Source organism: Streptomyces sp. NPDC059917 (assembly GCF_042730635.1).
GTDB lineage: Bacteria > Actinomycetota > Actinomycetes > Streptomycetales > Streptomycetaceae > Streptomyces.
The window spans coordinates 1-22,796 of the sequence record NZ_JBHWLC010000084.1 but is presented as its reverse complement, the minus strand read 5'-3'; the positions used below and the strand labels follow the sequence as shown (position 1 = coordinate 22,796).

The 22,796-nt window shown below is 73.5% G+C and carries 21 protein-coding genes; 10 read left to right on the top strand and 11 right to left on the bottom strand.

The window, feature by feature from the left end; translation table 11 throughout:
• The first annotated feature begins 60 nt into the window (after positions 1-60).
• Complete coding sequence (locus tag ACFWAR_RS33155) at positions 61-405, top strand: AQJ64_40280 family protein (protein ID WP_385785374.1); 345 nt, start codon at positions 61-63, stop codon at positions 403-405.
• Between the two features lie 58 nt (positions 406-463).
• Here the strand turns inward: ACFWAR_RS33155 and msrA are convergent, their stop codons facing one another.
• From msrA to ACFWAR_RS33130, 5 genes are all read right to left on the bottom strand, one after another.
• On the bottom strand, positions 464-1,138 hold the full coding sequence (gene msrA, locus ACFWAR_RS33150; RefSeq protein ID WP_385785371.1) for a peptide-methionine (S)-S-oxide reductase MsrA: 675 nt from the start codon (positions 1,136-1,138) through the stop codon (positions 464-466).
• A 106-nt stretch (positions 1,139-1,244) separates the two neighbouring features.
• Complete coding sequence (locus ACFWAR_RS33145) at positions 1,245-2,354, bottom strand: hypothetical protein (RefSeq protein ID WP_385785368.1); 1,110 nt, start codon at positions 2,352-2,354, stop codon at positions 1,245-1,247.
• Positions 2,351-3,955 carry a M48 family metalloprotease gene (locus ACFWAR_RS33140; RefSeq protein ID WP_385785365.1) on the bottom strand — a complete coding sequence of 535 codons (1,605 nt, stop codon included), beginning with the start codon at positions 3,953-3,955 and terminating at the stop codon, positions 2,351-2,353. The genes ACFWAR_RS33145 and ACFWAR_RS33140 overlap by 4 nt, the downstream gene beginning before the upstream one ends.
• 210 nt (positions 3,956-4,165) lie before the next feature.
• Entirely contained in the window at positions 4,166-5,260 is a 1,095-nt protein-coding gene (locus ACFWAR_RS33135) for a hypothetical protein (protein ID WP_385785362.1), read from the bottom strand.
• Positions 5,261-5,326: 66 nt separating this feature from the next.
• A complete protein-coding gene (locus ACFWAR_RS33130; RefSeq protein ID WP_385785360.1) occupies positions 5,327-6,433 on the bottom strand; it encodes a hypothetical protein in 1,107 nt (368 codons plus the stop codon).
• A gap of 93 nt (positions 6,434-6,526) precedes the next feature.
• Between ACFWAR_RS33130 and ACFWAR_RS33125 the strand changes: the two genes are divergently transcribed.
• Positions 6,527-7,684: a cystathionine gamma-synthase gene (locus tag ACFWAR_RS33125; RefSeq protein WP_385785357.1), complete on the top strand. Its 1,158-nt coding sequence runs from the start codon at positions 6,527-6,529 to the stop codon at positions 7,682-7,684.
• A 57-nt stretch (positions 7,685-7,741) separates the two neighbouring features.
• Here ACFWAR_RS33125 and ACFWAR_RS33120 read toward each other — a convergent pair whose 3' ends face one another.
• Genes ACFWAR_RS33120 through ACFWAR_RS33110 form a run of 3 tightly spaced genes read right to left on the bottom strand, consistent with a single transcriptional unit; the run spans position 7,742 to position 9,058 of the window.
• On the bottom strand, positions 7,742-7,993 hold the full coding sequence (locus ACFWAR_RS33120; protein WP_385785354.1) for a hypothetical protein: 252 nt from the start codon (positions 7,991-7,993) through the stop codon (positions 7,742-7,744).
• Positions 7,993-8,502, bottom strand: coding sequence for a sigma factor-like helix-turn-helix DNA-binding protein (locus tag ACFWAR_RS33115; RefSeq protein WP_385785352.1), 510 nt, complete (start codon positions 8,500-8,502; stop codon positions 7,993-7,995). Before ACFWAR_RS33115 ends, ACFWAR_RS33120 begins: the two co-directional genes overlap by 1 nt.
• 34 nt (positions 8,503-8,536) lie before the next feature.
• Positions 8,537-9,058: a MarR family winged helix-turn-helix transcriptional regulator gene (locus ACFWAR_RS33110; protein ID WP_385785349.1), complete on the bottom strand. Its 522-nt coding sequence runs from the start codon at positions 9,056-9,058 to the stop codon at positions 8,537-8,539.
• A gap of 237 nt (positions 9,059-9,295) precedes the next feature.
• On the opposite strand from ACFWAR_RS33110, the gene ilvA reads away from it, so the two are divergent.
• The 3 genes from ilvA to ACFWAR_RS33095 all read left to right on the top strand — a co-directional run bounded on the left by ilvA (position 9,296) and on the right by ACFWAR_RS33095 (position 12,604).
• Entirely contained in the window at positions 9,296-10,528 is a 1,233-nt protein-coding gene (ilvA, locus tag ACFWAR_RS33105; protein ID WP_385785346.1) for a threonine ammonia-lyase, read from the top strand.
• 181 nt (positions 10,529-10,709) lie between these two features.
• Entirely contained in the window at positions 10,710-11,750 is a 1,041-nt protein-coding gene (locus ACFWAR_RS33100; protein ID WP_385785343.1) for an ATP-binding cassette domain-containing protein, read from the top strand.
• Positions 11,747-12,604, top strand: coding sequence for an ABC transporter permease (locus ACFWAR_RS33095; protein WP_385785341.1), 858 nt, complete (start codon positions 11,747-11,749; stop codon positions 12,602-12,604). The genes ACFWAR_RS33100 and ACFWAR_RS33095 overlap by 4 nt, the downstream gene beginning before the upstream one ends.
• A gap of 100 nt (positions 12,605-12,704) precedes the next feature.
• On the opposite strand, the gene greA is transcribed toward ACFWAR_RS33095, so the two are convergent.
• Together greA and ACFWAR_RS33085 are read right to left on the bottom strand one after the other, a co-directional pair.
• Complete coding sequence (gene greA / locus ACFWAR_RS33090) at positions 12,705-13,202, bottom strand: transcription elongation factor GreA (RefSeq protein WP_385785338.1); 498 nt, start codon at positions 13,200-13,202, stop codon at positions 12,705-12,707.
• 199 nt (positions 13,203-13,401) lie between these two features.
• Entirely contained in the window at positions 13,402-13,818 is a 417-nt protein-coding gene (locus ACFWAR_RS33085) for a DUF4307 domain-containing protein (protein ID WP_385785336.1), read from the bottom strand.
• Between the two features lie 112 nt (positions 13,819-13,930).
• On the opposite strand from ACFWAR_RS33085, the gene mca reads away from it, so the two are divergent.
• Together mca and ACFWAR_RS33075 are read left to right on the top strand one after the other, a co-directional pair.
• The gene (gene mca, locus ACFWAR_RS33080) at positions 13,931-14,812 is read left to right on the top strand and encodes a mycothiol conjugate amidase Mca (RefSeq protein ID WP_385785334.1); all 882 of its coding nucleotides are present in this window, start codon (positions 13,931-13,933) and stop codon (positions 14,810-14,812) included.
• A 2-nt stretch (positions 14,813-14,814) separates the two neighbouring features.
• Positions 14,815-15,054, top strand: a complete 240-nt coding sequence (locus tag ACFWAR_RS33075) for a hypothetical protein (protein ID WP_385785331.1) — start codon at positions 14,815-14,817, stop codon at positions 15,052-15,054.
• Positions 15,055-15,131: 77 nt separating this feature from the next.
• Here ACFWAR_RS33075 and ACFWAR_RS33070 read toward each other — a convergent pair whose 3' ends face one another.
• On the bottom strand, positions 15,132-18,314 hold the full coding sequence (locus ACFWAR_RS33070) for a tetratricopeptide repeat protein (protein ID WP_385785329.1): 3,183 nt from the start codon (positions 18,312-18,314) through the stop codon (positions 15,132-15,134).
• A gap of 154 nt (positions 18,315-18,468) precedes the next feature.
• On the opposite strand from ACFWAR_RS33070, the gene ACFWAR_RS33065 reads away from it, so the two are divergent.
• Genes ACFWAR_RS33065 through ACFWAR_RS33055 form a run of 3 tightly spaced genes read left to right on the top strand, consistent with a single transcriptional unit; the run spans position 18,469 to position 22,742 of the window.
• A complete protein-coding gene (locus ACFWAR_RS33065; RefSeq protein ID WP_385785326.1) occupies positions 18,469-19,221 on the top strand; it encodes a DUF4344 domain-containing metallopeptidase in 753 nt (250 codons plus the stop codon).
• Between the two features lie 17 nt (positions 19,222-19,238).
• On the top strand, positions 19,239-20,639 hold the full coding sequence (locus ACFWAR_RS33060; RefSeq protein ID WP_385785323.1) for a recombinase family protein: 1,401 nt from the start codon (positions 19,239-19,241) through the stop codon (positions 20,637-20,639).
• A gap of 48 nt (positions 20,640-20,687) precedes the next feature.
• Entirely contained in the window at positions 20,688-22,742 is a 2,055-nt protein-coding gene (locus ACFWAR_RS33055; RefSeq protein ID WP_385785320.1) for a thioredoxin domain-containing protein, read from the top strand.
• Positions 22,743-22,796 lie beyond the last annotated feature (54 nt).

Here is a 22,796-nt window from a genome sequence, read left to right as displayed (position 1 = left end):
GCTGGGGGAGGATGTCCTCAATGCCCCATTCAGTCGGGGCAGTCGAGGATGTGATGGACAGTGGTACTGCAGTGGACCGACGCGTTGGACGAGCTTCCGGAGACCGGCTCGGGGGTGTTGGGGGCGGTGGCCGGCCGCTACGCGAGGGGGCCCGGTTCGGACTTCTGGGTGGTGTTGCCGATGCGGTTCCTCGCACACCACGTGAGCGAGCCGGACGGCCGCGAGTTCCGTGACTGCTTCGTGGACCGGGGGGCCGTGATCCGCTTCCCCTACGCGGGGGTCGGCCCGGACCCGGAGGGCGTCACCCACTGGGCCTACCTCCCCGCCCTCCCGGGCACGGCCTTCAACCACCTCGTGGGCCACTCGGTGGCCCCCTCCCTCCAGGCGGCCTTCGGCCTCCTGTGACGGGGGCGGGGCGCCGTGCCTCGCGGCCGGCGCCCCGCCGGGTCGAAGGAGCGGGCGCTCAGGCGTCCGTCGACGGCGGCTTCGCCACGCCGATCGGGCAGGAGACGCCCGTGCCGCCGATGCCGCAGTAGCCCGCGGGGTTCTTGTCCAGGTACTGCTGGTGGTACGGCTCCGCGGGCCAGAACGGGCGGTCGGCGGCCGGCAGGACGGCCGTGGTGATCGCGCCGTAGCGGGACGCGGTCAGCTCCTGCTGGTAGGCGTCGCGGGAGGCTTCCGCGACGGCCTGGTGGGCGGGGGAGTGGGTGTAGGCCGCGGAGCGGTACTGGGTGCCCACGTCATTGCCCTGGCGGAAGCCCTGGGTGGGGTCGTGGCTCTCCCAGAACACCTTCAGCAGCGACTCGTACGGGAGCACGGCCGGGTCGAAGACGACGCGGACGACCTCGGTGTGGCCGGTGCCGCCCGAGCAGACCTCCTCGTACGACGGGTTCTGGGTGGATCCGCCCTGGTAGCCGACCAGCGTGGTCCACACGCCCGGGGTCTGCCAGAAGATGCGCTCCGCGCCCCAGAAACAGCCCAGCCCGAAGTCCGCGACCTCCAGGTGGGCCGGGTAGGGACCGGCCAGCGGGTTGCCGAGCACCGTGTGGCGGGACGGCAGGTCGAACTGGGGGGTGGGGCGGCCCTTGAGGGCCTGCTCGGGAGTGGGGAGTTCGGGGGTGCGGCGGTAACTGAACACAGGGGCCTCCTCGGCGGCGGTCGCACAGGGCACAACAGGGCGGGGCGGGCCGGGATTCCCTCCCACCTGGAAGGATCCGGCCCGCCCCGCCCCGGAGCGCGACGCCTCAGGCGCCCGGCGTCACCTGGCCGACGCTGTAGTCGCGCGCCTTGAGGTAGCGGGCCGCGGGGTCGCCCGAGTAGGTCCACGGCGCCGTGCCGATGTAGCCGTCGACGTGGCGGAACTGCTCGATCGCCTCCGGGTAGCGGTCCTGCCAGTACAGGAACCACGCCAGCATGTGCCGCAGGCGCAGCGCCCGCCGGTCGTCCGGGGCGGCGGCCGCGAGGTCCGCCAGCGCCGCCGTCGCGGCGGCGACGACCTCCGGCTCCTTGAAGTAGACGTCCGGGTCGAGGTCGTCCTCGTGCGTCTCCTGCTCGAAGTACGCGTACAGCGGCAGCAGGGTCAGCAGGTCGCCGGGCCCGCCGAGCGCGGCCGCCTCCCGCGCGTAGGCCATGGCCTCCTCGTGCGAGCCGTGCCACTTGGCGCACCAGTACTGCAGCGAGCGCACGTGCGCCGACAGGTTCTTCGGGTCCCGCTTGACGATCTCCGCGGAGAGCGCGCGGTAGCGCTCGTTGGAGTAGCCCAGGCCCAGCGCGACCGGCTGTTCCAGGATGTACGGGGTGGGGTCCGCCGGGTCGGCGAGCGCCTGCGCCTCCTCGACCAGGACCTGCGCCTTGCGCTGGAGCTCGTGGAAGACGCGGAACTGCTCCCGCGAGGTCTGGTTGGCCCGCAGCGCGCCCCGCACGTTCGAGGCGACGGTGAGCGCCGAGTCCGCGTCGATCGCGGCGGCGGTCGGGTCGGCGGGCCGGGCCGCGCGCCAGGCGCGCAGCCAGCCGTCGTCCTCCGCGGCCTCCTCGCCCAGGACGTAGACGCGCGTGTAGCGCTCCTCCCAGTTCCGGCCCGCGGCCTCGACCCAGGCCGCGCCCGCCTGCCAGTCACCGGAGCGGACGGCGGCCAGGACGACGCCGTGCTCGGCGGGTACGGGCCCCGAGTGCTCGGTGTCGAGGCGGTCGCCCGGCAGGAAGCCCTGGTCGACCGAGCGGCCCGCCACGCGGGCGCCGATGGCCTCGACCTCGGCGGTCAGCCGCTTGGCCTTGCGGATGTAGTAGACGCCGCGCAGCACGTAGCCGGCGACGGCGAGGAGGGCGAGCCCCAGTACGCCGAAGAAGATCATCATGCCTGTGCCAGCTTTCGCAGCGGTGCGGTGTCGCCCTGGTCGGCCACGGCCGCGTCCAGGGCGGCGTCCAGTTCGTCCTGGAAGCCTTCGGAGGTGTAGCCCAGCGACGCGGAGTCCGACCACGACAGCTGCCAGCGGGCCGCGCCGCGGGCCGTCAGTTCCACCGTGACCAGCTGGTTCAGCGCGCGCCGCAGCCCCGGGCGGGCGAACTCGCGGGCGGCGCGACCGGTGGCCGCCGCCGCTTCCTCGGACTTCGGCAGCCGGTCCGCGAGCCGCCACAGGGCGGCCGGGTCGGTGTCGATCAGGTCCAGGAAGTCGCCCAGGTCGCCCTGGGTCCCGGGGCGCTCGGCGGCCACGGCCGCGCGGATGTCCTCGGCGCCCTGGGCGACGTAGAGGCTCATGCTCTCGTGCACCAGGTCGGACCAGTCGGCGCGGCGCAGGCCGAGCGCCTCGGACGTGAGGACCTCGTGCTCCAGCGCGGCGAAGGCGCCGCCCGCGGAGACCAGCACGTCCAGCGCGGGACGGGTGGCGGCGGCGCCGCGGCCGTCGTCCGGCAGGGCCTCGATCCGGGCCACCCGGTCCGCGATGGGCGGGTGCGAGTCGTAGGGGGAGGCGGGGCGCTCGGGCAGCTCCTCGCGCATGTGCGCCAGCTCCTCCTCGCGGGCGCCGAGCAGCTCGCCGAAGCCGCCGAAGACCTGGCCGGGGGCGGGCAGCAGGCCCGCGCCGACGCCGAGGGTGGCGTAGGAGTCCATGTAGAAGGAGTGCGCGGAGACCAGCGCGGGCAGCTCGCGCAGCGCGGACGCGTAGGCGTCGCGGCCGGCGATCCGGGCCGCGGCGAGGTCGGCGGCGTACTCCTGGCGGCGGAAGCCGGAGAGGGTGGCCCGCATGAAGAAGGAGCCGTAGGCGGTGTAGATCTTGGCCATCGAGCGGTACATGACGCCCGAACCGGAGGTGTTGACCTCCTTGGCCTTCTTGCCCTTGGCGATCCGCTTGCCGGCCTGCTTCTCCTGCTTGGCGCGCTCCTTGGCGACCGTGTTGTCCGCCCGCTCGTGGAAGTGCGCGATGGTCCGGCCGATCTGGGCCTTGCCGCGCACGATCAGCGGGGTGAAGCGGGTGTCGGCGTTGCTGTAGTGGCCGAGCTCGTGCGCCAGGACGGCGCGCAGCTGCATCTCGTCGAGCCCCGTCATCAGCGGCAGCCCGATGTACATGCGGCGCGGGCCGGGCAGCAGGCCGAGCAGCCGCGGGTCCTCGCTGACGGCCGCGTTGACCTCGTCGGTCAGCACGATCTCGTCCGGTGCGCGGGTGCCGACGGCGGCGGCCAGCTCGCGGACCATGGCCCACAGGTGCGGTTCCTGCTGCTCGGTGGGGCGCAGGCCCGCCATGGGCTCGGCCTTGGGCGTGCGGAGCATGAACATGCCGCGCACGACCGGGAAGGCGAGGACCAGGCTGACGATGACGAGCTTGGCGACGACCGGGCCGTGTCCGCCCGAGGCGATCACGGCGTAGTCGATGCCCGCCAGGACGGCGAGCAGGACGAAGCCGAGCAGATAGAAGCCGGACAGGAGTACGAGCGCGCGCAATGCGCGCAGCGAAGCGCCCATTTGGAAGGATCCCCCCACGGGATGTGACGTGTGCGTCAGGTGATGTGACCGGTGTGTGCGGGGCGGTGGGTGCGGTGCGCAGTGTTCGGCGCGGGCACCGCGGGCGCCCCAAGAGAGAGCAAAGTATGCAGGGTCCGTCGACCGGGGGGCGGCGCCGGGGTGCCCCAGGAGCCTCTCAGGCCCCAGGGGTCCCACAGGCCCCGCGGTCCCTCAGGTCCGTGAGCCGTACGCCGCGCGCCCGCGCGCGTGGTCGAAGGCGGCCGACGCACCCGCGTCGTCCTGCGACCAGGGGGCGGCGCCGCAGTAGGGGCCGATCCGCCGGAACTGCTCCAGCGCCTCCCGGTCCATCCCCGCGGCCAGCAGGTGGTGGGCGAGCTTGTGGCGCAGGCGCGCCAGGCCCTCGTGGGTCTCCGGCACGGCGTCCAGGCGCCGGGCCACGTCCTCCAACCGAGCCTTGACGTGCTTGTCCGCCCGGTTCCCGCGCTGCCCGCCGCGCTTCTCGACCTCGTCGAGGGCGTGCAGGTACAGCCCCGCCAGGGTGCTTCCGGCGGGCGAGGCCCCCACCGCGCGCACGGCGAAGTCGAACATCAGCGTGTCGGAGCCGAACCACTTGGCGCACCAGTACTGCAGCGCCTGCCAGTGCGCGGGCCCGTGGTGCGGGGCGCGCAGCTGGAGATTGCGCCACAGCTCGGCGAACTGGCTGTGCGAGTACTGCATCCCGCGCGCCGCCGTGACCATCACGACCCAGGGGCCCGGGTCGTGCGGGGCGCGGTCCGCGGCCTGCTGGGCCGCGGCCATGGCGGCCGGGAGCAGCTCCTTGAACTGCCGCATCCGCTCGGCCGGGACCTTGTTCGCGTACTCGGCGCCGCGGATCTCCCAGGCGCGGTGCAGGAGCACCTGGGCGTACACGGTGCCCGCGTCGCCGTTGTCGGGCTGGGCGCCGCGCCAGTCGTTCAGCCAGCGGTCGTCGCTCTCGGCGATCTTGATGAGCAGCTCGATCCGCGACCACCGCTCGTCCCAGTCCTGCCCGGCGGCCTCGCAGTACGCGGCGGCCACCCGCCAGTCCCCGTCCCAGGCCGCGTCGGCGACCTCCTGGGCCCGCTCCCGCGCGCCGGGATCGAGGACGGGGCCGCTGCGGCTGGGGTCGAGCTGGTCGCGCGGGACGAGGCCGAAGGCGGCCGGGTCGAACCGCGTGCGTATCCAGCGCTCGGCCCGTGGGCCGGCGGGCTTGCCCTTGGTGCGGGCGAGGTACACGACGACACCGAGCGGGACGAGGAGCATGAGGAGGACGAGTACGAGGGTCACGGCCGGATCATGCGGCCTGAACTGCGCTTATGGCAACCTTATAAGCGCAGGTCGATTCGGTGCGGGTCAGTGCGGCAGGGTCGCCGGGGAGCCGCCGTTCGCCTCGTAGCCCGCCACGGCCAGCGCCCGGTACACCGCGTAGTGCGCCGCCGGATCCGCGCTGTGCGACCAGGGCAGCGCGCCGACGTACCCGTCGACGTGGCGCAGTTGCTCCATCGCCTCGGCCCACCGCTCGCCGTTGACCAGGAACAGGATCAGCAGGTGGCGCACGTGCGCCAGCATCGGATCGTCGGCGCGGGCCGAGTGCACGGCGTACAGCGCGCCCTCCACGGCCCGGGTGACCACCGCGCTCTGGTAGAAGCTCTGCACGGTCGTGAACTCCGGCAGGTGCTCGTACACCGCGAACAGCGGCAGCGCGGCGAGCAGGGACCCCTGCGGGGCGCGCGCGGCCGCGGCGTGCGTGAAGGCGTCGGCCTTCTCGCGGGAGCCGTGCCACTTCTCGCACCAGTAGTGCAGCGCCGCCAGGTGCGCGCCCATGTGCTGCGGCGCCCGGTCGATGATCTTCGCCCACAGGGCGTCGAACTCGGCCTCGGAATAGCCCAGTCCGCGGGCGACGGCCAGCTCGGTGATGTACGGGACGGGGTCGCCGGGAGCCAGCAGCGCGCTGCCTGCGACCGCCGTACGGGCCTCCTCCAGGATGATCCTGTGGTCCGTCGAACCCACGCCGCCCGACTGCCGCCACGCCTGCTGGACCAGCAGCTCGGCGTGCACCTGCGCGCCGCCCGCGTCCTTCGGGGCCTCCAGCCGCCACGCCTTCAACCACGGCGCACCGACGCCCGGCCGCTGCGCGAGGTCCAGCGCGGCCGCCCCGGCGAAGGCCTGCACGCGCTGCCAGCGCACCTCGCCGTCGCGCGGGGTGCCGGCGAGCAGCATGGACGCCGCCTGCCACTGGCCGCTGCGCTCGACGTTGCCGAGGGCGTCCATCAGGTCCTGGTCGGGTCCGGGGACGCGGATGTCGAGCTGCTCCTGCCGGGCGAAGCCGTAGTCGTCGGGGTCGGCGGCGTCGGGGTTGCCGGGCGCGACGAGGCGGATGCCGGAGCGCCGGCGCCGCACGTACGGCCCGACGACGGCGATGAGCATGCCGATCGCGATCAGGAACCACAGAATCTCCATGCACCAAGCGAACCAGACGCACGCCCCCGGACGCGAACGAGGGGTGCCCGGACCACCGGCCGCTCCACCCCGCGGAGCCCTTAGGCTCTGCTCATGAGCGACGACAGCCACGAGCACCAGAGCTTCGAAACCCGCGCCATCCACGCGGGGAACAAGGCGGACCCCCTGACCGGCGCGGTCGTGCCCCCGATCTACCAGGTCTCCACGTACAAGCAGGACGGCGTCGGCGGCCTGCGCGGCGGCTACGAGTACAGCCGCAGCGCGAACCCGACCCGTACCGCCCTGGAGGAGAACCTGGCGGCGCTGGAAGGCGGCCGCCGCGGCCTCGCCTTCGCCTCGGGCCTGGCGGCCGAGGACTGCCTGCTGCGCACGCTGCTCTCGCCGGGCGACCACGTGGTCATCCCGAACGACGCGTACGGCGGCACCTTCCGCCTCTTCGCCAAGGTCGTCTCCCGCTGGGGCGTCGACTGGTCGGTGGCCGACACCTCCGACGCGGCCGCGGTCCAGGCGGCCATCACCCCGAAGACCAAGGTCATCTGGGTCGAGACCCCCTCCAACCCGCTGCTCGGCATCACGGACATCGCGATGATCGCCGGCATCGCGCGGGCGGCGGGCGCCAAGCTCGTCGTGGACAACACCTTCGCCTCCCCCTACCTCCAGCAGCCGCTCGCGCTCGGCGCGGACGTGGTCCTGCACTCCCTCACCAAGTACATGGGCGGCCACTCGGACGTCGTCGGCGGTGCGCTGATCACGGCCGACGCGGCCCTCGGCGAGGAACTGGCCTACCACCAGAACGCGATGGGCGCCGTGGCCGGCCCCTTCGACTCCTGGATCGTGCTGCGCGGCATCAAGACGCTGGCCGTCCGCATGGACCGGCACTCGGAGAACGCCACCCGCGTCGCCGACATGCTGACCCGCCACGCGAAGGTCTCCAAGGTCCTGTACCCGGGCCTGCCGGACCACCCGGGCCACGAGATCGCCGCGAAGCAGATGAAGTCCTTCGGCGGCATGATCTCCTTCCAGGTCGTCGGCGGCGAGGAGGCGGCGGTCGAGGTCTGCAACCGCGCCAAGCTCTTCACCCTGGGCGAGTCCCTGGGCGGCGTCGAGTCCCTGATCGAGCACCCGGGCCGGATGACCCACGCCTCGGTGGTGGGCTCGGCCCTGGAGGTCCCGGGCGACCTGGTCCGGCTGTCGGTGGGCATCGAGGCCGCCGACGACCTGATCGCGGACCTGACCCAGGCGCTCGGCTAGACGCCGATCGCACAGCGACCGGGACGCCGGTCGGCGGATCCACCACGACGGACGTGGCTACCAGCCCCGCAGGGGCGGGGCCACGTCCGTCGGCGGTATCTCCCACGGGTGCGTCAGCGAGGCCCACACCGCGAAGGCGACCGCCAGCGCGAACACCACGGCCCACCCCAAGCGGCGCAGCGCCCGGCGCCGCCGCAGCAGCCGCGTGCCCCGGGCGGCCGCGACGGCCGCGAGGTCCACCGGCACCACCGGGTGCGGGCCCTCCAGCAGCCGCCGGACCTCGGCCTCCTTGCGGTCGGGCGCGCCCATCACGCGACCCGTCCGGGCGGGGCCGGATCCGCCGCGGCCGCCGCCCGCAGCGCGGTCATCGCGCGGTGGCACACCGCCCGCACCCGGTCCCCGGGGATCCCGAGCAGCGCGGCCGTCTGTTCCTCGGCCACGCCCTCGTACACGCGCAGGACCACGACGAGACGTTCCTGCGGACTCAGCCGGGCGAGCACCCCCGCGTCCGGCCGCGGGCGCCCGTGATGGCGCCAGGCGGAGCGGGCGAAGGCGGCGCACAGTTCGGCGCGGGTGGCGGCGTACGGGTCGTCCCCGCGCAGCCGGCGCCAGTCCGCGAACGTACGCGCCAGCGCCCCCGACAGCAGCCGCCGCGCCAGCGGCGCCGCGTCCTCCGGCTCGGCGGTCAGCAGGACGGCGACGTGCAGGAGCCGGCCCGCCGCGCCCGCGACGAAGGCCTCGAACTCCGGTCGGGAACGCGCGAGCGAACCGAGTGATCCGGCGAACTCCGCGCGTCCGTACGTCGATTGGTGGTCCACAACCCACATAGTGCGGGCAGTCGGACCACCCCGGTCAAGAGGTCGGACCGCCCTCGGCGACCGCCGCCATGAGTTCCGACAGCGAGAGGTTGAAACGGGTGAGCAGCGAGGTGAACGCCTCGCGCTCCTCCGGCGACCAGCCCTCCGTGACCCGGGACATCAGCTCGCGCCGCGAGGAACGGACCTCCTCCAGTCGCGCCAGCCCGCGCGGGGACAGCGCGAGGACCACCGCGCGCCCGTCCTCCGGGTGCGAGGTGCGCTTGACCAGGCCCGTGTCGACCAGCGGCGCGACCTGGCGGGTCACGGTGGAGGAGTCGATGCCCATGCCGCCCGCGAGCGCCTTGACCCCCATCGGGCCTTCCAGGTCGAGGCGGTTCAGCAGCAGGTACGCGGCGCGGTCCATCGAGTTGCGGGCCTGGCCGACCCCGCCGAGGCGGGTCTGTTCCGCCCGCCGGGCGAAGACCGCCACCTGATGCTGGAGCGCGTCCAGGAGACCCGCCCCGGCGGGCGCGTCCGGCGCCGCAGGGAGGTCGGAATTGGCCGGAGTGGAAGGCATGGCCGTGGGCTCTCTTCGCATGGGGGCCGACAAGGATGGGGGACAGAGTACGCGGCTGCGCTGCGGCTCGTACGCCTCGTGCGAGAACTGGTACGGCGGGCCGGGGACCGGATTGCGCGACCTTCCGCACCGGTCTCGGATGGCGAGATTTCGCCCCCGCCCCGGATCCGGGGCGGCCGGCGTCCGCCCCGCGGACGGCCCGCGCCGGGCTCCCGCACAACTGCGAGACTTGGGGCCATGAACTACCGCGTGCCGGAGCCCGTCCCCCAGGTCATCCTCGACGACGTCCGGGGGGCCCAGAAGATGCTGTCCGGCGTCTCGCGGGTGACCGCCATGGAAGGCAGCCGGTACCTCACCTCGCTGATCGGGGCCCCGGTCCACTTCAAGTGCGAGAACCTCCAGCGCACCGGCTCCTTCAAGCTGCGCGGGGCCTACGTCCGCATCTCCGGCCTGCGCCCCGAACAGCGCGCCGCCGGCGTCGTGGCGGCCAGCGCCGGCAACCACGCGCAGGGCGTCGCCCTCGCCTCCTCGCTGCTCGGCGTCCGCTCCACCGTGTTCATGCCGGTCGGCGCCCCGCTGCCCAAGGTCGCCGCGACCCGCGAGTACGGCGCCGAGGTGCGCATGTACGGGCAGGTCGTCGACGAGACCCTCGCGGCCGCCCAGGACTACGCGGACCGCACCGGCGCCGTCTTCATCCACCCCTTCGACCACCGCGACGTCATCGCCGGCCAGGGCACGGTGGGCCTGGAGATCCTGGAGCAGTGCCCCGAGGTCCGCACGATCGTCGTCGGCATCGGCGGCGGCGGCCTGGCCGCGGGCATCGCGGTCGCCGTCAAGGCGCTGCGCCCCGACGTGCGGGTCGTCGGCGTCCAGGCGGCGGGCGCGGCCGCCTATCCGCCCTCGCTCAAGGTCGGCCACCCGGTCTCCGTCGCGTCCCCCAACACGATGGCCGACGGCATCAAGGTGGGGCGCCCGGGCGACGTCCCCTTCAACATCATCGCCGAGCTCCTCGACGACGTGCGCACGGTGTCGGAGGACGCGCTCTCCAGCGCGCTGCTGCTCTGCATGGAGCGGGCCAAGCTCGTGGTGGAGCCCGCGGGTTGCAGTCCGGTCGCCGCCCTGATGAGCGAGCCCGAGCGGTACGGCGACGGCCCGGTGGTCGCCGTGCTGTCCGGCGGCAACGTGGACCCGCTGCTGCTCCAGCGGATCCTGCGGCACGGCATGGCGGCCGCGGGGCGGTACCTGTCGCTGCGGCTGCGCGTGGCGGACCGGCCGGGGGCGCTGGCCGGTCTGCTGGGGGTGTTGTCAGTGGTGGATGCGAACGTGTTGGACGTGAGCCACGTACGGACCGATCCGCGGCTCGGGCTCACGGAGGTGGAGGTGGAGCTGCACCTGGAGACCAAGGGGCCGGAGCACTGCGCGGAGGTCGCGCGGACGCTGCACGGCGCGGGGTACAAGGTCATGTCCTGAGCGGCGATCACACGGGTCGTCCGATCGTTCCTCCCTTCCATCCCTCCATACGGCTGCGCATCGCGATATGACGCGATAGCGTGTGCCCGGTCTCCGCGGGGTCACCCGTTCGGCCGGGCGAGGTCGGCCTGGCAACCATAAGATTTGCGTAGGAAACATCCTTTTTGCTAGGAGAATCCATATGCCAGGCGCCATCTACGCCGAAGGTCTGGTCAAGACCTTCGGCGACGTACGGGCTCTGGACGGGGTGGACCTCGATGTCCCCGAAGGCACCGTCCTGGGCCTGCTCGGCCCCAACGGGGCGGGCAAGACCACCACCGTGCGCGTCCTGACCACCCTCCTCCAGCCCGACAGCGGCAAGGCCGTCGTCGCCGGCATCGACGTCCTCAAACACCCCAACGAGGTGCGCCGCGCGATCGGCCTGTCCGGTCAGTTCGCCGCGGTCGACGAGTACCTCACCGGCCGCGAGAACCTCCAGATGGTCGGCCAGCTCTACCAGATGAGCGGCAGGGCCGCGAAGGCGCGGGCCGCCGAACTGCTCGAACGCTTCAACCTCGGCGACGCCGCGGACCGCACCGCCAAGACCTACTCCGGCGGCATGCGCCGGCGCCTCGACCTCGCGGCCGCCCTGGTCGTCAGCCCGCCCGTGATGTTCATGGACGAGCCGACCACCGGCCTGGACCCGCGCAACCGCCAGCAGCTGTGGGGGATCATCCAGGAGCTCGTGGCGGGCGGCACCACCCTGCTGCTCACCACCCAGTACCTCGAGGAGGCCGACCACCTCGCCCACGACATCTGCGTGGTCGACCACGGCCGGGTCATCGCCCGCGGCACCTCCGACCAGCTCAAGGCGCGGACCGGCGGCGAGCGCGTCGAGGTGGTCGTGCACGAGCGCGAGCACATCGCCACCGCCCGCGAGGTCCTCGCCGCCTTCGGCAAGGGCGAGACGACCGTCGAGGAACACACCCGCAAGCTCACCGTGCCCGTCACGGGCGGCGCCAAGCTGCTCGCCGAGGTCATCCGCGAACTGGACGGCCGGGGCATCGAGATCGACGACATCGGCCTGCGCCGCCCGACCCTCGACGACGTCTTCATCTCCCTGACCGGCCACGCCGCCGCGTTGGCGGACGAGGACGACGGGGAGGACCCCGGCGCCGCCAAGGGCGGCCGGGGCAACAGGGGCGGCAAGGCCGCCAAGGCGCAGAAGGAGGAGGCCAGGTGAGCATCACCTCCCGCACGGCGGAGCTGGCCGCGCCGCGCCCCCGCGGCGGCGTCGTCCAGTCGGTCAACGACTCGCTGGTGATCGCAAAGCGCAATTTGATCCGCATGTCCCGGATTCCCGAAATGATTATTTTCGGGGTGATCCAGCCGGTCATGTTCGTGGTGCTGTTCAGCTACGTCTTCGGCGGCTCCATCAGCGTCGGCGGCAACACCTCGCCCGCCGCCTACCGCGAGTTCCTGATGGCCGGCATCTTCGCCCAGACCGTCACCTTCGCCACCGCCGGCGCCGGCGCGGGCATCGCGGACGACATGCACAAGGGCCTCATCGACCGCTTCCGCTCGCTGCCCATGGCGCGCGGCGCGGTGCTCACCGGGCGCACCCTGGCCGACCTCGTGCAGACGGCCCTGACCATCGTGGTGCTGGCGATCGTGGCGGTGATCGTCGGCTGGCGCACCCACGAGAACCTGGGCAAGGTGCTGGCGGGCTTCGCCCTGCTGCTCCTGCTCGGCTACGCCTTCTCCTGGATCGGGGCGCTCATCGGGCTCTCGGTGCGGACCCCGGAGGCGGCCACCTCGGGCGGGCTGATCTGGCTCTTCCCGCTGACCTTCATCTCCAACGCCTTCGTCCCCTCCGACAACATGCCGACCTTCCTGCGGCACATCGCCGAGTGGAACCCCTTCAGCGCGACCGTCCAGGCCGCCCGCACGCTCTTCGGGAACCTGCCGCCCGGCTACGAGGCCCCGGCCGCCTGGCCGATGCAGCACCCGATCCTGGCGTCGATCCTGTGGTCCGTCGTGATCATCGTGGTCTTCCGGACCCTGGCGGTGCGCAAGTACCGCTCGGCGACGGCGTAGGGCGCGGGCGCGGCGCCGGGTGCCCAGGGCCCGGCGCACGCGCGGGGGCCCCCGCCGGAACGTGTCCGGCGGGGGCCCCTCGGCGTGCGCGACCCGGGGGTCAGCCGTTGAACGGCGCCACGGCCAGGATCTTGACCTGGGCCTTCTTGCCGTTCGGCAGTTCGTACTCGGCGTCCTCGCCGATCGCCTTGCCCATCACGCCCGAGCCCAGCGGGGACTGCGGCGAGTACGTCTCGAAGTCCGAGGAGGCGTACTCGCGGGAGGCCAGCAGGAACTCCAGCGTGTCGTCCGGGTCGCCGTCGAAGGCGATCGTCACGAGGGTGCCGGGCGCGACCACGCCGTCGGACGCGGGCGCGGTGCCGACCTTGGCCTTCTCCAGGAGCTGCGTCAGCTGGCGGACGCGCAGCTCCATCTTGCCCTGCTCCTCCTTGGCCGCGTGGTAACCGCCGTTCTCGCGCAGATCGCCCTCCTCGCGGGCGGCTGCGATCTTGACCGCGATCTCCGTGCGTGCGGGACCAGAGAGGTAGTCCAGCTCGGCCTTCAGCTGGTCGTACGCCGCCTGGGTCAGCCAGGTGACGTTCTCGCTCGTCTGGGTCACAGGTGCTCCTCGTCGGTACAGGGGGACTAGGGGGACAACAAAGTCGCCGCCAAAGGGCGAAACCACGAGCCTAACAATTCGGGAAGAAAAGGGGGAGGACACCAGCCGTGTGAACTGCGTCAGGGCCCGGGAGCACGGCCCTGCGGCCGCCCCATGATCACCCGTACGGCGGCCCGTACGACCGCGGCGGGCACATCCCCTAGTGCTGGTCGCCCCCGGCCGGCTGGCAGCCGATCAGCTCGATCATCGTGGCGCGTCCGGTGGTCTTCAGCGTGAGCATCTGGTCGATCCGGCTCGACGCCTGGTCGAAGGTGTAGTCCGCCCGACCGACCTCACCGTGCTGCTTGTCCTGCGAGCTGAGCGTGCAGACCCCGGTGACGGAGGCGTCCTTGCGGACCTCCAGGTGCACCTGCACCTCGGAGTCCGAGACCACCTGGAACTTGATGATCTCCCCGCTGACGCTCTGCCCGCCGACGTAGTCCCAGCCGATCCAGCCGACCACGCCCAGCAGCACCGCCCCGAGCACCCCGCCCACGATCTTGAGCTTGCGGTCGGTCCGCTCGTCCGCCGACCGGCCGTACCGGCCCTCGGGCAGTCCCTCGCGCACCGCGCTCATGATCGTTCCTCTCGCAAGGGTTTGCCGGGGCTGCCCCGCCCCCGGAATTTTCGGTCCCCTGATTCGGTCACTATAGAAGCCCTCACCCTGACGAATCACAGAGGATCCTGTCTTGACCGAGCAGCTTCGACTGATGGCCGTCCACGCACACCCCGACGACGAGTCGAGCAAGGGCGCGGCCACCATGGCCAAGTACGTGTCCGAAGGGGTGCCCGTGCTGGTCGTGACCTGCACCGGGGGCGAGCGCGGCTCGGTCCTGAACCCCAAGCTCCAGGGCGACAAGTACATCGAGGAGCACATCCACGAGGTGCGCGCCAAGGAGATGGACGAGGCCCGCGAGATCCTCGGCGTCGAGCAGGAATGGCTCGGCTACGTCGACTCCGGCCTGCCCGAGGGCGACCCGCTGCCGCCGCTGCCCGAGGGCTGCTTCGCGCTCGCGGACGTCGACGAGGCCGCCGGCGAGCTGGTGAAGAAGATCCGCGGCTTCCGGCCGCAGGTCATCACCACCTACGACGAGAACGGCGGCTACCCGCACCCCGACCACATCATGACCCACCAGATCTCCATGGTGGCCTTCGAGGGCGCGGCCGACACCGAGAAGTACCCCGAGGACGAGTTCGGACCGGCGTACCAGCCGCTCAAGCTCTACTACAACCAGGGCTTCAACAAGCCGCGCACCGTCGCCCTGCACGAGGCGCTCCTCGCGCGCGGCATGGAGTCCCCCTACGGGGAGTGGTTGGAGCGCTGGAAGGAGTTCGAGCGCACCGAGCGCACGCTGACCACGCACGTGCCGTGCGCGGAGTTCTTCGAGATCCGCGACAAGGCCCTCATCGCGCACGCCACGCAGATCGACCCGGACGGCGGCTGGTTCCGCGTGCCCATGGACGTCCAGAAGGAGGTCTGGCCCACGGAGGAGTACGAGCTGGCGAAGTCGCTCGTCGACACTTCCCTCCCCGAGTCCGACCTCTTCGCGGGCATCCGGGAGAATGCGTAGCTATGAGCGCTACGCAGGCAGCACTGACCCAGCTCCTCCCGCTGGCGGGTGACACCTTCGACAAGAACAAGGTGACCCCCGGCCTCCTCGGCTTCATCGTGTTCGCGGCCCTCGCCGTCGGCGTGTGGTTCCTGATGAAGTCGATGAACCGGCACATGGGGCGGGTCAGCTTCGAAGAGGCCCCCGACCCCGCCGCGGCCGGACCCGCCACCACGGCGACCGAGGCCCCGCGGGCCTCCTAGGCACCCCGCGTGCCCGCCGCACCGCCCCGCAAGGGGCGGGCGGCGGGTTCCGCGCGCCCGCGCGAAGCGCCCCGCGGCTACGCCGACGGCGCCGGGACCGCGACGCCCATGATCTCCCGCGAGTGCCGGTCCGGGACCATCGACAGCCGCCACGCCTGCCAGCCCTCCGCCGGGTCCACCCCGCGCGCCAGGATCAGCCCGTACGGCTCCAGGCAGTCCTCCAGCTTCCCGTCCCGCGCCGGGTGCGGCTCCGCCACCAGGGCGGCCAGCTCCGCGCGGGCATCCGCCAAGCCCTCGGGGCCCGGGGTCGCGTACGCCAGCATCGTGCACCGCAGGAAGCGCGCCCAGTCCCCGCCGCGCAGGTCCCCGTACGAGGCGAACAGCCGCCCCGCCTCCTCGCACAGCCCGACCGCCTGGGCCAGGCGCCCGTTGCCCGCGTCCACCACGGCCAGCTCCAGGCAGGTCCAGCCCTCCCCGTGGGCCAGCCCGATCCGCCGGAAGTCCGCCCGGGCGTCCACCAGCAGCTGCCGGGCGAAGCCGGAGTTGCGCAGGTTGCCGGTCTGGGCCGCGCGCTGGTCCCGGGTCACCCGCCCCGAATGGTGGCGCGCGCACGCCAGCCCGTACACGTCCCGCATCCGCGAGAACATAGTCCGCGCCCGCTCCAGCTCGCGCACCGCCGGATCCCGCTCCCCGTTCTCCTCCAGCGCCTGCCCCAGGTAGTACAGCGTCCACGCCTCGCCGCGCGCGTCCTCCGCCTCCCGGTGCCGGGCCAGCGCCTCGCGCAACTGCCCGACCGCCGTCGCCGGATCGCCGTCCACCACCCGGGCCCGCCCGAGCTGCGTCAGCGCCCACGCCTCGCCGCGGCCGTCGTGCGTGCGCCCGTACAGCTCCAGCGCCAGGCGCAGCTCCGCCTCCGCGCGCGGCACGTCGTCCATCCGCAGGCACACCTGCCCGAGCTGGAAGTGCGCCCACGCCTCGCCGTGCACGCTCTCGTTCTCCCGGTGCAGCACGAGCGAGCGCTCCAGCAGCGCCAGCGCCTCGGCCAGGTGCGCCCGGTCGCGCTCCACCGCGGCCAACGCGTGCAGCGCCCACGCGCGGTCGCCCGCCAGCTCCGGCGGCTCCTGGAGCGCGATCGCCTGCCGGATCCGCGCCGCGGCCTCCGGGAGGTTCCCCTGGTGGTGCAGCGTGATCCCCAGCGAGACCAGCGCCATCGCCGCGCCCGCCTCCTGGTGCGCCTCCATGTACTGGTCCACCACCGACGTCAGCGTCGTGCGCGCCTTGTCCAGCTCACCGAGCTGGCGGGCCGCGATGCCCGTGCGCCACTGCACCGAGCGCACCAGCCGGCCCTGGTTCACCGCCTGCGCCAGCTCGTTGATCTCGCCCAGCCGGTAGAGGTCCCCGCGCAGCAGGCAGAAGTCGCACAGCGCCCCCAGCAGGTCCAGCACCGCCTGCTGGTCCACCCCCTCCGACTGCCGCAGCGCCGAGGTGATGAAGCTCGACTCCTCCTCCAGCCAGTTCAGCGCCGCGTCCAGGGAGGCGAAGCCGTGCCCGTCGAAGTGGTTCGCCCGGGTCGAGGTCTTCCCGTCGACCATCCGGATCACCGAGTCCGCCAGCTGCGCGTAGTTCCGGATCAGCCGCTCGTGCGCCGCCGTCGCCGAGGCCCGCTCCTCGTCCGCCGCCAACCGCGCCGCCGCGAAGGCGCGCACCGCGTCGTGCATCCGGTACCGCTCCCCGCGCACGTGGTCCAGCAGCCCCGCCTTCGCCAGCTCCCGCAGCAGCCGCCCCGCCTCCGCCCGGTCGGCCCCGATCAGCGCCGCGGCCGCGGCCGCCCCCAGCGAGGCGCGTCCGGCCAGGGCGAGCCGCCGCAGCAGCCGCCGCCGGTCCTCGGGCAGCCGTACGTACGCCAGCTCCAGCGACCGCTCCAGCAGCCCCCCTTCGCCCGCCCGTACGCCGCCCAGCGGGGCCAGGACGCGCAGCGCCAGCGGCAGCCCCGCCCCGAGCCCCAGCAGCCCCGCCGTCACCTCGTCCGCGTGCGGCCCGACGCCGGCCGCCTCCGCGCCCGCCCGCACCACCTCCGCGGACTCCGCCGCGCCGAGGCGCTCCACCGCCAGGTGGTGCACCCACGCCGGGGTGTCCGCGGGCAGCTCCAGCGCCTCCCGCGCGGTCACCAGGACCAGGCTGTCCGAACGCTCCGGCACCAGCGTGCGCACCTGCGCCGCGTCCGCGGCGTCGTCCAGCACCACCGTGACCGGCATGCCCTGGAGGTGCTGGTGGTACAACTCCGTGAGCCTGCGCACCTGTTGGTCCGCCGAGGAGCGCTCCCGGAAGAGCAGCTGCTCGCGCGGCGCGCCCAACCGGTTCAGCAGGTGCAGCAGCGCCTCCCGGGTCGGCAGCGCCGCCTCGCCGCCGCTCCCGCCGCCGCTCCCGCTCAGCGCCACCACGCAGGCGCCCCGGTACTGGTCCCGCAGCTGGTGCGCCGCCCGCACCGCGAGCGCGGTGCGCCCCACGCCCGGCTCGCCGTGCAGCACGACGACCACCGGGCGGGTCTGCGTACTGGCCCGCGCGGCCTGCACCCACTGCGCGATCTGTCCGATCTCCGCGCGTCGACCGGTGAACGCACCGACCGGGTCCGGCAGTTGTCCGAAGGACTGCTCCAGCACCCGGCGCTGGCGCGCCTCGGCGCTGCGGTCCGCCCCGCGCAACTGTGGCGTCCGGGCGGGCCGCACCGCCCGTGCGGCCGTCGTCACCTGCCGCTGCTGCGCCAGGAAGGGGCGGATGCCCCGCACCTCCAGCGCCGACAACCACTGGAGCTTCAGCTGCTCGGGGCCGCCCGGCTGACCCAGGGCGCCCGCCCGGCGGCTCGCCGCGGGCAGGTGGGTGCCGGTCACCTTCGCGACGGTCGCGAGGGCGCCCGCGACCAGCGCGGCGGCCCCTGCGGCCGTCGCCGTCGCCGCGGGCGCGTCGAGCGCCACGTCCATCCCGAAGGCGGCCGCCGCCGCCACCGCGCAGGCCAGTACCGCCGTCGAGGCGCTCTGCCGCCGGAACGCCTCGCGCAGCGAATGCTCCCCGGCGGCGGCCTCGTCCAGGGCGCTCACGTACGCCGCGTACTCCTCGGCGGCGCTGGCGGCCAGCGCGTCGAGGGCCTCCCGCCCCCGCGCGAGCAGCGCGGCCTTGTCCCCGGCCGTCCCGGACCGCGACGACTCCTCGTCGACGGCCCGTTCCAGCAGACGCTCGGCCTCATTGCGATGGCTGACCCGCATCCGCATCCTCCTCCGAAGAGCCCGGTACGAGCCCCAAGTGTCCTTCGCGGTGGGCCCGAGCGCGAGAGAATCTGAGCGAGTTCAGAGCTATCGGCCGCTGTTCGCCACCGAATTGACGACCCATCGACTCCATCGATGACCGAGAATCACGCGCATGGAACGACGCGTGAGGGCGGCGACCGCGGTCGCGACGCTCCTGCTGACCGGCTGCGCCGCCCCGTCCCCCGACCCGCCCGCCCGCACCGGCTTCACCGTCCGCTACGAACCCCCCGCCGCGGCCGACCGCGCGGAGGCGGCCCGGCTGCGCGCCGGGCGCGGGGCCGAGGACGCGGCCGACCGGCTGAACGCCTTCCTCGACCTGCCCCACGAGGTGGTCGTCGTCGCCAAGTCCTGTGCGGGCGAGGGCTCCGGCTACGCGCCCGGGGTGCGCCGCATCGAGCTGTGCTACGACGACGCCGTCGAGGACCGGGCCCTGTTCGAACGGGCCGGCGACCGCCCGGCCGACGAGGCGGTCTCCGCGGTCTGGACCGAAACCCTCTTCCACGAGGCGGGCCACGCCCTCGTGGACCTCCTGGACCTACCGGCCGAGGGCAGGGCCGAGGAGGACGCGGCCGACCGCTTCGCCGCCCTGATGCTCCTGCGCCAGGGCCCTCCCGGCGAGCGCGCGCTGCGACTGGCCGCCCGGGAGTACGCCCTGGCCGCGGCCTCCGGCACCGGCCCGCACGCCGAGGACCAGGACGAACACGCCCCCGACGCGGTCCGCGAGGCCGCCCACCTGTGCCACCTCTACGGCGCCGCCCCCGCCCACCACCCGGACCTGGCCCCCCGCTTCCCCCACTGCCCCACCACCTGGCCCACCACCCGCGACGCCTGGCTACAGGACCTGACCCCACTACTGCGGCGGTGACCGGGCGCACGTAACCGATGGTCCGCTCGTGCGTTGAACCGAGCATCGCAAGAACAGTCGATCGGGAAAACGACGTGGACTCCCTACCCCACCCCGCCGAAGGCGGTCCCATACCGGTGGCCTCGTACGCCCGCACGTCCCAGGACTCACCCGCGAGTGACGCACGAGGCGTCCGACGCCAGCACCGGATCAACGAACGGACCGCTCGGGAACACGGCTGCGTGGTCGTGGCGACGTATGCGGACAATGCGTGCAGTGCCACGAAGGAGGATCGGAACCGCCCGGCCTTCGAGCGATTGCTCGCAGACCTCCACGGTGGACGCGGCTCCGACTCCAGGCGCCTGGCCGGTGTGGTCGCGGTCGCGGACGACCGCCTCTACCGCAGGCCCGAGGACTTCATCCGTTACATGGCGGCCCTGACCTCCGCGCCGGGCCGGGTGCACGTCGACCGGGACGGCCTGCGCGATCCATACGGCGAGGTGGGGCTCCTACGAGGTGTGGATTCCCTCCGGGCGGCGGCGGAGGAGGGGCGGATCCGGGGGCGTAGGGTCCAGGACTGGCACTGGTCGCGGGCCATGGAGGGGCTCCCGCACAGCGGCCCCAGACCGTTCGGATGGCAAGAGGACCGGAGGACGCTCCACACCGTGGAGTCCGAGCTCGTGCGCAGGGCGGTCGAGGATCGGATCGCCGGGAAGTCCATCGGCGAAGTGGCGAGGCGATGGTGTGCTCTGGGCATCACCGGAACGCGCGGTGGGCGACCCAACCCGCAGACGGTCACCCAGATCCTCACGGCTCCGAGAGTCTGCGGCTTCCGCGCTCATCGGGGCGAACTGCTGACGGACGCGCGGACGGGTGAGCCGTTGCTCGGGACATGGCAGGTCATCGTCACTCCAGAGCAGTGGACGGCGGTCTGCGCCACGTTCTCGGCGGGCAGTCTGTACAAGCACCGTGGTCCGCTCGCCCCGCGATTGACCGGCCGCAGGGCCGGACCGTCGTACCTCGCCAGCGGGTTCCTGCGCTGTGGGGCCGAGGTCGCGGGGGGCGGCACGTGCGATCAGCCCATGGGCGGTGGCAAGAGCACCCGCAGCCTTCGGAGCCCGTACAACTACCGATGCGACGGTGCCGCCGGCCGCGGTTGCGGGAAGTGCGCGATCAGCGGCCCCTTGGTGGAGGAGGCCATTGCTCGACTGCTCTTTCCTGAGGACGCGCCCGGGGCGGGCCGGCTCCCGGATTCGATCCGATCGCGCTGGTGCGCGGGCGAGATGGGATTCGACGAGAAGCGGAGGGTGATCGCATCGGTCTTCGAGCGCCTTGTGATCCGGCCGGGGAAGAAGGGCTCCCCGATCTGGGACCACTCGCGCGTGGTACCCGTCTGGAGACGGGCCGACAGTCCGGGGAAGGCTGAACCGGAGGCCTGATGGCCCCGTCACGTGGCGGCGGGGGGTCGGTGCGGCAGGATGGGCGGCATGTCGAACCGCCTCGCGAACGAGACCTCGCCCTACCTGCTCCAGCACGCCGACAACCCCGTCGACTGGTGGCCCTGGTCGCCGGAGGCGTTCGCGGCGGCGCGGGAGCGGGGGGTGCCCGTGCTGCTCAGCGTCGGCTACAGCTCCTGTCACTGGTGCCATGTCTTCAGCTCCGAGTCCTTCGAGGACGAGCTCACCGCCGCCTACATGAACGAGCACTTCGTCAACGTCAAGGTCGACCGCGAGGAGCGGCCCGACATCGACGCCGTCTACATGGAGGCCGTGCAGGCGGCGACCGGGCAGGGCGGTTGGCCCATGACCGTCTTCCTCAACGCCGAGGCCGAGCCGTTCTACTTCGGGACCTACTTCCCGCCCGAGCCGCGGCACGGGATGCCCTCCTTCACGCAGGTGCTCGAAGGGGTGCGGGCCGCCTGGGTGGGGCGGCCCGAGGAGGTCGCCGAGGTGGCGCGGCGGATCGTGGGGGACCTGGCCGGGCGGCAGTTGGACTACGGCAAGGCCGCCCTGCCCGGCGCCGAGGTGCCGGGGCAGGCGCTGCTGGGGCTGACCCGGGAGTACGACGAGGCGCACGGCGGCTTCGGCGGGGCGCCGAAGTTCCCGCCGTCCATGGTCATCGAGTTCCTGCTGCGCCACCACGCCCGCACCGGCGCCGAGGGCGCGCTGGAGATGGCCGAGCGGACCTGCGAGGCGATGGCCCGCGGCGGGATCTACGACCAGCTCGGCGGCGGCTTCGCGCGCTACTCCGTGGACCGGGAGTGGGTGGTCCCGCACTTCGAGAAGATGCTCTACGACAACGCCCTGCTCTGCCGGGCGTACGCGCACCTGTGGCGCACCACGGGCTCCGCGCTGGCCCGGCGGGTCGCGCTGGAGACCGCCGACTTCATGGTCCGGGAACTGCGCACCCGCGAGGGCGGCTTCGCCTCCGCGCTGGACGCCGACAGCGAGGACCCGGCCACCGGGGAGCACGTGGAGGGCGCCTACTACGCCTGGACCCCGACCCAGCTGACCGAGGTGCTGGGGCAGGAGGACGGCGCCTTCGCGGCCGCGCTCTTCGGGGTGACCGAGGAGGGCACCTTCGAGCACGGGACGTCGGTCCTGCAGCTCCCCGAGGACGGGGAGGAGGCCGACGCGGACCGGATCGCCGGGATCAAGGCGCGGTTGCTCGCCGCCCGCGCCGGGCGCCCGGCGCCCGGCCGGGACGACAAGATCGTGGCCGCCTGGAACGGGCTGGCCGTCGCCGCCCTCGCCGAGTGCGGGGCGTACTTCGACCGCCCCGACCTGGTCGAGCGGGCCACCGAGGCCGCGGACCTGCTCGTCCGGGTGCACATGGACGGCCGTGCCCGCCTCGCCCGGACCAGCAAGGACGGCGCGGTCGGCGTCAACGCGGGGGTGCTGGAGGACTACGGCGACGTCGCCGAGGGGTTCCTCGCGCTGGCGTCGGTCACCGGCGAGGGGGTGTGGCTGGAGTTCGCCGGTTTCCTCGTGGACCTGGTGCTGGACCGGTTCACGGCCGAGGACGGGTCGCTGTACGACACCGCGCACGACGCCGAGCGGCTGATCCGGCGCCCGCAGGACCCGACGGACACGGCGGCGCCCTCCGGGTGGACGGCGGCCGCCGGGGCGCTCCTGTCGTACGCCGCGCACACCGGCTCGGAGGCGCACCGGACGGCGGCCGAGCGCGCGCTCGGGGTGGTGGGGGCGCTCGGGCCGCGGGCCCCGCGCTTCATCGGGCAGGGGCTGGCGGTGGTCGAGGCGCTGCTGGACGGGCCGCGCGAGGTGGCGGTGGCCGGGCACCCGGAGGATCCGGCGACGGCCGCGCTGCACCGGGCCGCGCTGCTGGGGGCGGCCCCGGGCGCGGTGGTGGCGGCCGGGCTGCCGGGGAAGGCGGACGGGAGCGTCGGGGAGTTCCCGCTGCTGGCCGGTCGGGCCCTGGTGGGGGACGTGCCGACGGCGTACGTGTGCCGGCACTTCGTCTGCGCGCTGCCGACGACGGACCCGGCGGAGCTGGCCGGGCAGTTGGCCACGGCCCGCCCCTGAGGTCGGCCGGTCGGCGAACCGACGGCGCCCCGGACCCCGCGCGGGGTCCGGGGC